This window comes from Methylobacterium sp. Leaf99, assembly GCF_001422375.1.
In the GTDB taxonomy this organism is placed as follows: Bacteria; Pseudomonadota; Alphaproteobacteria; order Rhizobiales; family Beijerinckiaceae; genus Methylobacterium.
Window position 1 is genome coordinate 1,960,666 of record NZ_LMMU01000001.1, and the last position, 10,023, is coordinate 1,970,688.

Consider the following 10,023-nt stretch of genomic DNA (forward strand, 5'->3'; position numbering starts at 1 on the left):
GGGCAGGTGGGGCACTGCCAATGAAATCAGATACTTGCAGGTGTCCCACCTTTAACTTGAGGTGGGACAGGTGGGGCACTTCACTCATCGAGGTGTGGGAGCTCAGGCGCGTCGTCGGGATCCTCCCAGGACACGGCCTGGTTCACGGCACGCTCGAACGACCGCCGGCACTCCGCTAGCGAGGGCAAGGCGTAGCACCAGACCCTGCGCTCCCCTTCCGGGGTGTTCCAGAAGCGCTTTACCCTGTGAAGGGTCGGCATAAGCCGCTTCAGCCGCGAGCCCAGCACGGTCTCCGCGCTTTTCCTGCGAACGCCGATGCGGTCGGACGATTCGAAGTAGTCGTCGCGCATGAGATCGGTCCAGATCTCGGTCGGCCACACCGAGAGCTTTCGCGACGGCGAGCCGGCCATCAGCCGGTCGAGCCACCACCCGTCGATGGGGTCGAGGGAGTGGATCTTCTGTTCGAGCAGGGCCGCCGTGCGTGGGATATGGCGCAGATCCACGCTCGCTAAGTCGAAGGCGAGCAGATCGGCGAGCAAGGCCTCCCGTCCACCGTTCGACAGCTCAGCCTCCATCTCGGAGAAGTAGCCGGTGTTTTGGGCGCTCGCGCTACCGACATCTAGGACGCAGAAGCGCCGCTCATCTTTGCCGGCTGGGACGACCCAGTCCTCGTTCGAGGTCATGATGACCCGGACGTAGTTCTTTAGGCGGATCGGATCGATGCCCTTGGATTCGACCATCTGCTCGGTCGAGGTCACCAGTCCCTTCAGCCGGCCCTCGGCTTGCTTGTCGCCGGCCCATACGGCCTCGTCGGCCTGGAGCAGCAGGCAGCTCGCCATGTGGGCGTTGAAGTTGCCGGTGAGGTAGCGCTCGCTGTCGACGAGGAAGTAGTGCGCCGGGATGAGCGAGCCGATCGTGGCGCCGACGATGGTCTTGCCCGACCCCTGGCCGCCGCGCATCACGAGGGCGACCCCGAGGCGCTCGCGCGGGCGCTGGAAGATGTGGGCGAAGTAACCGAACGTCCACCGGAACAGGGCCTGGTCGCCGCCGCAGACGTTCGTGAGTAGGTGGTCGCGGAACACCGCGTATGAGCCGCCGCGGCTCGGTTGTGTCGCCCAACCACGCCACAGATTGAAGTATCCCGGCGTACCTCCGGCAAGCAGCGGGTTCGGATTGGCGTCCGGGTGGAACTCGACGCCGTCGAACTGGCGCCGCGCCTTGCTCCCAAGCCAGCGCTTTGCCCAGGTGACCGTCTTCACCTTCCCGTCGTGGTCGCGCATCTCGGTGAAGCGGTTCAGCGACCACTGCCGGAACGAATCCAGGGTCAGATAGCGGATGCGCTGCTCAATCGGCGCGTCGTCGTTCTCGCGGATGACGATGGCCTTCGACCCGATCAGCACGAACGCGTACTCGCGGTTCATCTCCTCGAGATCGTATCCGCCTGCGTCCGATTGCATCGGATCGCTCCTGCGGACGACATCCTGCGCCGTCGCGAGCTTGAGATTGACGGGCCGGTTCATGCGGCTGCCATTGGGACCGTAGCGGCCGGCACGAGGATGGAGGGAAGCCGCACCTTCGACAGCATGGCCTTGAGCTTCGTGCCGTGGTCGATATCCCCAGCTCGGATTGAGCCTGCCAGCAGCAGGTCGGCCCGGCCGAGCCGCTCGTCAACTACGACCACGCCTCGGCGGCCATCAGCCATCCAGGCGGCCGGGTCGGGATAGATCAAGAGGGGATCGTCGGCGGTGGCCGGGCACGGGTATTCGGCGCCAAGAAGACCGGCCTGGCCGAGCCAGGTGGCAACCCGCGTGGTCTTCGGGTGCCACGCCACAACGTCGAGGGGCGAACCGGCGGCATCGCGGGCAAGCAGAGTGTAGGCGACGACGCGCTCGGCACCGGGATCGCGCAGGTTGCGAGCAAATTCGAAGCGGCCGCCGCGCCCGAACAGGACGACGTCGCGCAAGATCAGGTCGAAGCCCGTCGCGGCCGGCCAGGCGCTGAGCCGGCCCGGGACGTCCTGGTCGAGCAGCCAAGCGAAGTCGATGCCGCGCAGGCCGGAGCCGCGGGCATGCTGCAGCTCGGGGTCGTGGTGCCGGTTGCGGCTCATGCCTGCCCCCGCGCGATGACCCACGACTGTGCCGTGTCGCCGAACAGCCCGTCGCCGCAGCCCACGAGGAAGCGGCTGGCGATCGCGGTCTCAGCGGCGACCGGCGTGATGACGCGCTGCGCGTAGGGGCCGCGAGGCGCCGGCGGGGCCGGTACGGGCGGGTCGAGCCGATAGCGGCGGCCGCGCGGGGCCGGCTCGGCGACGAGCATCCAGCCGGCGATGCACCAGGCAACGACGCGCTGGGAAGCCGGGGGCAAGTCGGAGGGGCGGCTGTAGCTGATCATGAGAAGTCCTCGACTTCCCAGCCGCCACCGGCCTTCTTGGAACGCACCCGGATCGCCACGAACCGGAACGGGAAACGCTCGGCCGCGACCTTGATCTTCACGCGCGCGTCATCGGCCCAGAAGCCTTTGACCTCGTGCATCTCCATCGAGCCGTCCGTCCGCATCACGGCGAAGTCGGGCGAGTAGAAGCAGTTGTCGGCGAGCCGCAGCTTCACGGCCTCGAACAGGTACCAGGCGACCTCACCGGCAGCCTTCAGCGTTTCGAGGTGGCGGGCATACGCCTCCTCGGTCTTGTTCATGGCACCGGTCTTGAGGCGTCCGAGCGCGAGAACGGACGCCCCCAAGCCGGCCCGACGGGGCTGGACGGGGGCGTTCATGATCAGGCCGCTTCCGTCTCGCGGATCGCACGACGGCGCGAGCGCGCCGGCCTGCTGGCCTCGGCCGCCGGCGCCTCACCCTCATCGCCCTCGGCGTCGCTTTCGTACCAACGGCCGCCGCGCGCGGTGATCTTGTCCCGGAGCCCGGCACGCCGATCTGGCGGGAACTGGCTCAGGTCGATCGTGACGCCGGCGAGGCTTTCCGCCTTCTCGATCATGGCGGCGTTGCGCGCGGCCAGATCCATCTCAGGGACGTCGTCGCCGGCGTCGAGATCCATCGTCCGCTGATCGGGCTCGGCCGCGGCCGCTCGGCGTTCGCCGAAGTACTCGCCGACCTCGGCCAGCACGACGATACACTCGCCCTGGCCGTGCTCGGCGAGCCGGGTGATGTTCTCGACGGATGCCGCGCCGGTGATCTCGAGCTTGATCCCGTCGCCGACGTTCCACTTGCCCGTGCGCATGGCTAGGTGCGGGAAGCCCTGGTTCGCGATGAGCTGGATCGACTGCCGCACGACCTTCTGCGCGAGCTTGTCGACGGCCTCGATCCGCCACTGCTGATCGAGCTCCGAGAGCTTCGACCACGGCGTCTCCATGTCCCGTACGATGCTCAAGAGGCCGTCGCGGATGTCCCCGCGAAGAGTTGCACCCGCCAGGGTGGCGGAGTTTGCTGCTTGCAACGAAGCGTCTGTTGTGGCTTCCATTTCACTCTCCATGCACGGGCACCACGCCCGATGTCGGCCGCCCGGCTCCCTGCTTCGCCGCATAGGAACCGGGCGGTTTGGTTTCTGGGGATCAGGCGGCGATGGGCGGGCGCTGCTGGCCGAGGCCGAAAGACTTCGCGAGGGCCGAGCGCTGGGCCGCGTAGTTCGGCGCCACCATCGGATAGTCGGAGGGCAGGCCCCACTTCGTGCGGTACTGCTCGGGGCTCATGTCGTACCGGGCACGCAGGTGGCGCTTGAGCGACTTCAGTGTGCGGCCGTCCTCGAGGCACACGATGTGGTCGGGGGTGACCGATTTCTTGATCGGGACAGCCGGAACGAGCGGCCCGGCGGGTTCGGCCGGCGCAGCGGCCTCTCCCGTGGCGAGCTGCACGAGTGCGGCGTGCGTGCTGCGGATCAGGCTCGGCAGATCAGAGGCCGGCAGCGAGTTTCCGCTGACGTAGGCTTGGACGACGGCAACCGCGAGTTCGACGTAGGGCGGTGTATCGGTGGGGGGCGTGTCGGACATGGGTTCGGTCTCCAGGGGGAAGGGCTTGGCGGGATCCGCCCGCCGGCGGATGGGATCAGGGACGCGGTCGCGCTTCAGGCGAGGGCTCTTCCCGTCGGGGCACCCGGGGCTCTCCGCGCGCGCGGGTGTCCTGCCGGACCTGCGAACCGAGGGTCTCGACGGCGCTACCAATCCGGCGCTCGATGGCCTCGGCGGTGACCTGACGCTCGAATACGAGGGCCGCGTGCGACGCGATCAGGGTTCCGACCGGATCGTCGCCGGCGTCGAGGGCGGGACGGAGTTGCGCCAGGTAGGCCGCAACGCGTTGCTCGTCGGGCCGGTAGGGATTGGCCGCGTGGTCGCGTGCCGCGAACGCCCGCGCCTGTTCTCCGCCGTCCACCATGATGCTCTCCGAAGGGTTGGCCGAACGGCACCACGCCGCCCGCCATGGGCTGTTCGCTCAGTTGCGCGAATCGTTCGGCGTGCGGCGGCGCGTGCGGTCCCAGAGGCGGGGGTCCCACTCGCGCGCGGCGTCTTCGCAACGGCGCGACAGCATCAGCAGTGGGGTCGCCCACGAGCCGATGAGCAGAAGCGGAATGGAGAGGCCGCGCAGGGCCGAGGCGAGCGCGCGGGCGATCAGGGGCCCGATCATGCGCGACCCTCCAGGACATCGGCGAGCTGCTGGCGGATCGCTGCCGCGGCGCGCTCGAGGCGCTCCTGCTCCTGCTGCCGGGCGACGTCGACGAACCAGGCGTCGGCGCGGTCCGGATGGACGCGGCAGAGGAACGCGGCGCCGTAGCGCTGCACCAGCGCGTCGTAGGCCGGGCCGTTCGGAGCATTGCCCTGCTCGAGCCACTTCCGGACGGTGTTGGCCGGGATGTTGGTCTCGGCCTCGACGCAGAGGGCGGTCTTCAGCGGGTGCTGATCGCGGAGAAACGCGCTGACCCGTTCCGCTAATGTTCGGCCATCAACCGGCCCAACCTTTCGCTGGGCTTGTCCGGACTTTCCCATAGTTATCCCCGATGTTGTGCACATCGGGGACGACGTTGAGGAGGATAGGAAATCGGAGCTGAGGGTGGCAGCGGACATCAGCGGCACCCGTTCAAAGTTGAGGGATACGCAGGCACAGAGGCGCGATCGGCAGCTTGCCGGCATAGACGATCACGCAAAAAGACGACGCCCGACCAAAGACACGAGACAGAAGCGGCGAGGCGAATGGCGACAGGCGGCGCGCGCGATGGAGATCGCGCGGCCAGATGCGCTCCCTCGGACGTGTGGTGGGCGGACTGCACCACGTCACCGGTATCCACCTGGGCGATCAGGGCGGGGCGATAGGTGGCGCGCTTGGGCGACGCGACACGCCCCGCTTCATCGGCATGCGTCAAGATCTCGAATAAAAGAAGTTGAGCGACGCCGTTAAAGGGCTCCGCTAACGCGTGGTCCACGATGGTGTCGGCCGATGTTGCCGATAGAACGCTAGGCTCATCAGAAGTCTGCCGGGTGCTCATGCGGCAACCTCGGTAGCAATCGGTGAGTCCCACAGATCAGGGCGTAGCTGCCACCGGGGCACAGCACCCTTTGTCGCCCTCTCTATGGCTACCGCCAACTCACCGGATACACGCCCGGCGCGCTTAGCCTTCCAGATCGCACCCTGCGAAACTCCGCAGGCTGAACCCAGCTTCGCCTCGGATCCGAGGATCGCTATCGCGGCTTGAATGAGAGGTCGAGTACTCATGGGCCCAGATATAACCACTGAGGTTGTTGGTAGTCAACAACCAGGTTGTCCGAGCGTTCCCACAACCGAGGTTGTAGGGTGCGTTGATATGACGTGGCATGACACCATCCGCGAGGGCAGAGACGCCCTGGGCTTAAGTCAAGCGAAGCTCGCCAAGGCGATCGGCGCTTCGCAGGCTACGGTTGCCAAGATTGAGCAGGGGTTGGTTCAGTCGTCGTCCCTGCTACCCGCGATCATTAGAGAGCTGAACCTCGACGCCAGCCAGTTCCCAGAAGATGCTTTTGGACGTGTTGGGGCCGATGCCCCACGTGCAGCGAGCCGGCCTCAGCAGCAGCTTCCGGAGTTCGCGCGCGATCCTGCGTATTGGGCAGCTGCAGCTGGTTTGGTAGGAGATGTTCCTCTCTACGCATCGGCAGAGGGCGGTCAGGGGGCTCTACTTATTGAGCGGGACTCGATCGGTACTGTAAAGAGACCGCCTTTGTTGCAAGGCGTGAAGGACGGGTACGCCATATATTTGGTTGGTGAATCGATGTCTCCCGAGTTCGAGCCGGGCGACATCCTCATGGTGAACCCCAGACTTCCCGTGCTCGCAAACACGTCCTGCGTTTTTTACGCACGATCGGACGATGAGCCCAAGGCTATGGTGAAGCGCTTTCTGTCCGCAACGGAAGACGAGTGGCGCGTCCGGCAGTTTAGCCCGGACAAGGAGTTCAACCTCGGCCGGGCTGAGTGGGAAACGCGACACCGGATCGTTTCTAAAAACTTCCGGTAGACCTCAGAACGGCAGGCCCATGTCGTCCTCGTCGTCGAGCCGGCCGTACTGGGCGAGGACAGTTGGCTCCTCAAATTCCCCCGTTGTGGGATTTCCCGTCCGAGCAATCGCCACCACAGCCGCTTTACGCTGTGAAAGCCGTTCTGCCGTTTTCCTGGCGCTGCTCTCGCTGTTGGCTTGTATGGGTGCATCCATCCGGAGCCCAGCATGCTCCTTCGTGAAGCTTTGCACGACATAATACGTCTTCACGGTCTCAGCTGCAGGCATGGGATACCCTTGTTGATGCTCGACTCGATGTTCGCGCTTTGTTCTAAAATGAGTCAACGGGCATCGCCGTCGGGTCCATGTGGATAACAACCGACAACCGACTGCATACCTTGGTAGTTGACACCCAACAACCAGAGTAGTAGTTGTCGTCCCATCAGCTCACGCCGATGGAGACGCCGATGCCCGCCGCATTCCCTGAGATCGCCCGCCGGTTCGCTCCGTCCGCGACCTCCCCGCTCACTCACATCATCCACTTCACCGTCCCGCGGCGCGGGTCTGCTGACGAGCGCATTTTGGCCGAGACCCGCGTCGGCGACACCGCCGCCAACGTGATCGAGTACCTCGGCACCGACCAGCTCAACGACCACGTGCTGACGGCGGTCTATGCGGTCGATCTGACGCCCGGCGCCCTGGCGCTCACCGACGTCACCGCCGCGATCCTCCGGGACGTCGCCGCCTTCGTCGAGGCCGCCGCGATCGAGCTGCCCCGCAGCCTGGACGATGCCTTCACCCGCCACGGCATCCCGCAGCCTATGGCCTGGGTCGAAACCAATCGGCTCGCCTACGCCGAGTTCGAAGCCGAGCGCCTCGGTCCGGCCGACTGCCTGGATCACCGCCGCGCCGCCTGAGCCGCCCACCGGGCCGCTCACGCCGGGCGGCCCGGCCTATCCACCCCCACATCGCGAGCCGGCCATGAGCGCCAGTGCCATCGTCTTCGGACCCTTCATCGTCGGTGCCCTCGTTGCCGCGCTCGCCGACATCGGCCTCCGCCTGCACGGCGGGCTCGCGACCCCCACGCCCGCCGCCGACGGCGTGATCCTGTTGGCTGGGCACGTCCTGCGCCTCTTGGCGATTGTGCCGGCGGTGATCCTCACGGCGCTGGCCCTGGCCATCGGCTGGAGGGTCCGCCCGTGAGCGTCGCTGACCTCTACCGCCGCGCCCCGTACCGCATCCGGTTCGGCACGCGCGCCACCATCGAGGACCGGCACGGGGTCGGCGCTTTCATGGTCATCGAGCCGGCCGACTGCGCCGCCGAGCGCATCGCCTTCGCCGAGGCCTGGATCGAGCAGGCCAACGCCGCAGCCGCCCTCGCTGAACCGCCCGCCCTCCTCGCCGCAGCAGAGTGACCGCCGCCATGGCCGATGAAACCCTTCTGACCGCCGCCCGGCGCGTGGTCCGCTTCATCCGCATCGACGAAGCGCACGGCGGGCTCCTCAGCAACGAAACGGTGCAGGCCGTCGACACGCTCGACAAGCAGGTCCGCTCCGCTGCCGCAGCCGAAGAGGCTGCCGAGATCCCGATGGAGACCGCACATGCTGATCGTTGACCACACCGAGGGCTCGGTGCCCGGGCCCGGCCTCTTCCAGATGCCGGCCGACGTCTACCATGCTGATCCGGCGCCGGAGCCGAGCCTGTCGTCGTCGATCGCCAAGGTGCTGATCACGCACAGCCAGGAGCACGCCTACGTCGAGCATCCGCGCCTCGGGAAAGCGCCTGATGCGGGCCGCGATCCAACCCGGCCGATGGAGATTGGCACCGCGGCCCACAAGCTCATCCTCGGGCACGGCGCCGACCTCGTGATCATCGACGCCGCCGACTACAAGGGCGGCGCCGCGAAGGCCGCCCGGGCCGCCGCCTACGCCGCCGGTGATGCCCCGATCCTGCGCCCCGACTGCGAGAAGGCCGAGACGTTGGCCGAGCAGGTCGCGCTTCGACTCGCCCGCATCGAGGGCTGCGAGGGTTTCCAGTCCGCGCCCGCCGAGGTGGTGGCCATCGCTCGCGATCGGTCCGGCGCCTGGCTGCGAATCATGATGGATCGCGTCGAGATCCACGACACCCACGCCATCATCTGGGATGTGAAGACCGGAGACCAGTCCGCCGCGCCGCAGACCCTCGGCCGCCGTGTCGAGAACATGGGCATGGAGGTGCAGGCCGCGTTCTACATCCACGTCCTGGGCTTGCTGTTCCCACACCTGCAGGGCCGCATCGTCTTCCGCTGGATCTTCATCGAGAACGACGCCCCGCACGGGACCTGCGTGGCCGAGGCTGACGCCGCAGGCCTGCACATCGGCGCCCACAAGGTCAGCCTCGCGCTCGCCCGGTGGAGCAAGGCGATGAAGTCCGGCACCTGGGCCGGCTACCCGAGCCAGATCGTGCGGGTCGAGTACCCAGAGTGGGCACAGAAGCGCTGGCTTGAGCGCGAGGAATCGGAGCTCGCCCAGGAGGTCCAGAGCTTCGACCTCAACAGCAGCCCGTGGCGGCCCCTCGATTGGGAGGACGCGGCGTGACGTTCAGCTTCGTCCCAGCAAACCGGTTTACGGATCGCGCCGGCGTCTTCGTCTCCCTCACCGGGGGGACAAACTCGGGCAAGACCTTCTCGGCGCTGCGGCTCGCGCGCGGCATCGCCGGCCCGACCGGCAAGGTGGCGGTCCTCGACACCGAGGGCGGTCGGACGCTGCACCTGAAGAACGAGTTTCAGTTCGACGCGAACATCATGGACCCGCCGTTCCGGCCGGAGCGCTTCGCCGAGGCCGCGAAGGCTGCCGAGGTCGCGGGCTACGACGCCCTCGTCATCGACAGCTTCTCGATGGAGTGGGTCGGCCTGGGCGGCGTCCTCGAATGGCAGGCCGCCGAGCACGAGCGCATGGGCGGCAAGGACAGCACCAAGGGCACGTCCTGGATCAAGCCGAAGATGGCCCACAAGGCCATGGTCTACTCGTTCCTGCAGCGCCGCATCCCGATCATCTTCTCGATCCGGGGCGAGGAGAGCTTCGTCCCGCCGAACACGAAGACTTTCAAGTCGATCACCAACAAGCAGTTCCCCTTCGAGGTAACGGTGTCCTTCCGGTTGGAATCGGATCGGAAAGGATACATCGACCTGTCCGACCCGAAGTCCTGGAAGATGGAAGGCGCCCACCAGGACATCTTCAAGCACGGCGAGCGCATCAGCGAAGAGCACGGCGCCGCGCTCGCGCGCTGGGCTTGCGGTGACCACGCGAAGCCAGCCGCCAACCCAGCGCCCGCTGAGGGTAGCAGGCCGCAGTCCGCCAAGGACCGGCTCTTCGCCGCCGCCCGGGCCGCCGCCGACCAGGGCCGCCAGGCGCTCGACGCCTTCCGCCTCGAGCTCGAGGAGCGGGCTGACCGCGCCCTCGATGCCATCGGCCCCGAGCTGCTGGAGCGCGCCGCCAGCGCCGACGGTGGCGAGCCCGAGGCCGGCCGCGACGAAGCCGCCTGACGAACTCTCCCGATCCACTGCCGCCAAGCCCTCAGGAGCC

General features: G+C 67.2%; 19 protein-coding genes. 7 read left to right on the forward strand and 12 right to left on the reverse strand.

The window, feature by feature from the left end; genetic code table 11:
- Positions 1 to 80: 80 nt before the first annotated feature.
- The 11 genes from ASF28_RS09045 to ASF28_RS23700 form a co-directional block, all read right to left on the reverse strand.
- The gene (locus ASF28_RS09045) at positions 81 to 1,520 is read right to left on the reverse strand and encodes a primase-helicase family protein (RefSeq protein ID WP_056090433.1); all 1,440 of its coding nucleotides are present in this window, start codon (positions 1,518 to 1,520) and stop codon (positions 81 to 83) included.
- Positions 1,517 to 2,107 (reverse strand): hypothetical protein, encoded by a 591-nt coding sequence (locus tag ASF28_RS09050; protein ID WP_056090435.1) that lies wholly within the window; start codon positions 2,105 to 2,107, stop codon positions 1,517 to 1,519. The genes ASF28_RS09045 and ASF28_RS09050 overlap by 4 nt, the downstream gene beginning before the upstream one ends.
- Positions 2,104 to 2,391 (reverse strand): hypothetical protein, encoded by a 288-nt coding sequence (locus tag ASF28_RS09055; RefSeq protein WP_056090438.1) that lies wholly within the window; start codon positions 2,389 to 2,391, stop codon positions 2,104 to 2,106. The genes ASF28_RS09050 and ASF28_RS09055 overlap by 4 nt, the downstream gene beginning before the upstream one ends.
- Entirely contained in the window at positions 2,388 to 2,768 is a 381-nt protein-coding gene (locus ASF28_RS09060) for a DUF1064 domain-containing protein (protein WP_056090441.1), read from the reverse strand. Before ASF28_RS09060 ends, ASF28_RS09055 begins: the two co-directional genes overlap by 4 nt.
- A 2-nt stretch (positions 2,769 to 2,770) precedes the next feature.
- Complete coding sequence (locus ASF28_RS09065) at positions 2,771 to 3,481, reverse strand: hypothetical protein (RefSeq protein WP_157085441.1); 711 nt, start codon at positions 3,479 to 3,481, stop codon at positions 2,771 to 2,773.
- A 79-nt stretch (positions 3,482 to 3,560) separates the two neighbouring features.
- Positions 3,561 to 3,995 (reverse strand): MucR family transcriptional regulator, encoded by a 435-nt coding sequence (locus tag ASF28_RS09070; protein ID WP_056090445.1) that lies wholly within the window; start codon positions 3,993 to 3,995, stop codon positions 3,561 to 3,563.
- A 55-nt stretch (positions 3,996 to 4,050) separates the two neighbouring features.
- Entirely contained in the window at positions 4,051 to 4,377 is a 327-nt protein-coding gene (locus ASF28_RS09075) for a hypothetical protein (RefSeq protein WP_056090448.1), read from the reverse strand.
- A 57-nt stretch (positions 4,378 to 4,434) separates the two neighbouring features.
- Positions 4,435 to 4,626: a hypothetical protein gene (locus tag ASF28_RS09080; protein ID WP_056090451.1), complete on the reverse strand. Its 192-nt coding sequence runs from the start codon at positions 4,624 to 4,626 to the stop codon at positions 4,435 to 4,437.
- Entirely contained in the window at positions 4,623 to 4,985 is a 363-nt protein-coding gene (locus ASF28_RS09085) for a hypothetical protein (RefSeq protein WP_056090455.1), read from the reverse strand. The genes ASF28_RS09080 and ASF28_RS09085 overlap by 4 nt, the downstream gene beginning before the upstream one ends.
- A gap of 77 nt (positions 4,986 to 5,062) precedes the next feature.
- Positions 5,063 to 5,482, reverse strand: coding sequence for a hypothetical protein (locus ASF28_RS22415; RefSeq protein ID WP_157085443.1), 420 nt, complete (start codon positions 5,480 to 5,482; stop codon positions 5,063 to 5,065).
- Positions 5,479 to 5,709, reverse strand: coding sequence for a YdaS family helix-turn-helix protein (locus ASF28_RS23700; protein ID WP_082476072.1), 231 nt, complete (start codon positions 5,707 to 5,709; stop codon positions 5,479 to 5,481). The genes ASF28_RS22415 and ASF28_RS23700 overlap by 4 nt, the downstream gene beginning before the upstream one ends.
- 88 nt (positions 5,710 to 5,797) lie before the next feature.
- Here ASF28_RS23700 and ASF28_RS21635 point away from each other — a divergent pair, with 88 nt between their 5' ends.
- A complete protein-coding gene (locus ASF28_RS21635) occupies positions 5,798 to 6,481 on the forward strand; it encodes an XRE family transcriptional regulator (RefSeq protein WP_162239993.1) in 684 nt (227 codons plus the stop codon).
- A 3-nt stretch (positions 6,482 to 6,484) separates the two neighbouring features.
- On the opposite strand, the gene ASF28_RS22420 is transcribed toward ASF28_RS21635, so the two are convergent.
- Positions 6,485 to 6,748: a hypothetical protein gene (locus ASF28_RS22420; RefSeq protein ID WP_157085445.1), complete on the reverse strand. Its 264-nt coding sequence runs from the start codon at positions 6,746 to 6,748 to the stop codon at positions 6,485 to 6,487.
- A 179-nt stretch (positions 6,749 to 6,927) separates the two neighbouring features.
- Between ASF28_RS22420 and ASF28_RS09095 the strand changes: the two genes are divergently transcribed.
- The 6 genes from ASF28_RS09095 (at position 6,928) to ASF28_RS09120 (ending at position 9,983) form a co-directional block, all read left to right on the forward strand.
- A complete protein-coding gene (locus ASF28_RS09095; protein WP_157085447.1) occupies positions 6,928 to 7,377 on the forward strand; it encodes a hypothetical protein in 450 nt (149 codons plus the stop codon).
- A 64-nt stretch (positions 7,378 to 7,441) separates the two neighbouring features.
- Positions 7,442 to 7,663: a hypothetical protein gene (locus ASF28_RS09100; protein ID WP_056090464.1), complete on the forward strand. Its 222-nt coding sequence runs from the start codon at positions 7,442 to 7,444 to the stop codon at positions 7,661 to 7,663.
- On the forward strand, positions 7,660 to 7,875 hold the full coding sequence (locus ASF28_RS09105; RefSeq protein WP_056090467.1) for a hypothetical protein: 216 nt from the start codon (positions 7,660 to 7,662) through the stop codon (positions 7,873 to 7,875). Before ASF28_RS09100 ends, ASF28_RS09105 begins: the two co-directional genes overlap by 4 nt.
- Before the next feature lie 8 nt (positions 7,876 to 7,883).
- Complete coding sequence (locus tag ASF28_RS09110; RefSeq protein WP_157085449.1) at positions 7,884 to 8,075, forward strand: hypothetical protein; 192 nt, start codon at positions 7,884 to 7,886, stop codon at positions 8,073 to 8,075.
- On the forward strand, positions 8,062 to 9,036 hold the full coding sequence (locus ASF28_RS09115; protein WP_056090472.1) for a PD-(D/E)XK nuclease family protein: 975 nt from the start codon (positions 8,062 to 8,064) through the stop codon (positions 9,034 to 9,036). The genes ASF28_RS09110 and ASF28_RS09115 overlap by 14 nt, the downstream gene beginning before the upstream one ends.
- On the forward strand, positions 9,033 to 9,983 hold the full coding sequence (locus tag ASF28_RS09120) for a hypothetical protein (protein WP_056090476.1): 951 nt from the start codon (positions 9,033 to 9,035) through the stop codon (positions 9,981 to 9,983). The genes ASF28_RS09115 and ASF28_RS09120 overlap by 4 nt, the downstream gene beginning before the upstream one ends.
- Positions 9,984 to 10,023: the final 40 nt, after the last annotated feature.

Coding starts and splice junctions, on each gene's coding strand:
- ASF28_RS22415 (WP_157085443.1), bottom strand. CDS start 5,482: ATGAGCACCCGGCAGACTTCTGATGAGCCTAGCGTTCTATCGGCAACA.
- ASF28_RS09095 (WP_157085447.1), top strand. CDS start 6,928: ATGCCCGCCGCATTCCCTGAGATCGCCCGCCGGTTCGCTCCGTCCGCG.
- ASF28_RS09055 (WP_056090438.1), bottom strand. CDS start 2,391: ATGATCAGCTACAGCCGCCCCTCCGACTTGCCCCCGGCTTCCCAGCGC.
- ASF28_RS09065 (WP_157085441.1), bottom strand. CDS start 3,481: ATGGAGAGTGAAATGGAAGCCACAACAGACGCTTCGTTGCAAGCAGCA.
- ASF28_RS09070 (WP_056090445.1), bottom strand. CDS start 3,995: ATGTCCGACACGCCCCCCACCGATACACCGCCCTACGTCGAACTCGCG.
- ASF28_RS22420 (WP_157085445.1), bottom strand. CDS start 6,748: ATGCCTGCAGCTGAGACCGTGAAGACGTATTATGTCGTGCAAAGCTTC.
- ASF28_RS09050 (WP_056090435.1), bottom strand. CDS start 2,107: ATGAGCCGCAACCGGCACCACGACCCCGAGCTGCAGCATGCCCGCGGC.
- ASF28_RS09075 (WP_056090448.1), bottom strand. CDS start 4,377: ATGGTGGACGGCGGAGAACAGGCGCGGGCGTTCGCGGCACGCGACCAC.
- ASF28_RS09115 (WP_056090472.1), top strand. CDS start 8,062: ATGCTGATCGTTGACCACACCGAGGGCTCGGTGCCCGGGCCCGGCCTC.
- ASF28_RS09045 (WP_056090433.1), bottom strand. CDS start 1,520: ATGAACCGGCCCGTCAATCTCAAGCTCGCGACGGCGCAGGATGTCGTC.
- ASF28_RS09085 (WP_056090455.1), bottom strand. CDS start 4,985: ATGGGAAAGTCCGGACAAGCCCAGCGAAAGGTTGGGCCGGTTGATGGC.
- ASF28_RS09110 (WP_157085449.1), top strand. CDS start 7,884: ATGGCCGATGAAACCCTTCTGACCGCCGCCCGGCGCGTGGTCCGCTTC.
- ASF28_RS09060 (WP_056090441.1), bottom strand. CDS start 2,768: ATGAACGCCCCCGTCCAGCCCCGTCGGGCCGGCTTGGGGGCGTCCGTT.
- ASF28_RS23700 (WP_082476072.1), bottom strand. CDS start 5,709: ATGAGTACTCGACCTCTCATTCAAGCCGCGATAGCGATCCTCGGATCC.
- ASF28_RS09080 (WP_056090451.1), bottom strand. CDS start 4,626: ATGATCGGGCCCCTGATCGCCCGCGCGCTCGCCTCGGCCCTGCGCGGC.
- ASF28_RS21635 (WP_162239993.1), top strand. CDS start 5,798: ATGACGTGGCATGACACCATCCGCGAGGGCAGAGACGCCCTGGGCTTA.
- ASF28_RS09100 (WP_056090464.1), top strand. CDS start 7,442: ATGAGCGCCAGTGCCATCGTCTTCGGACCCTTCATCGTCGGTGCCCTC.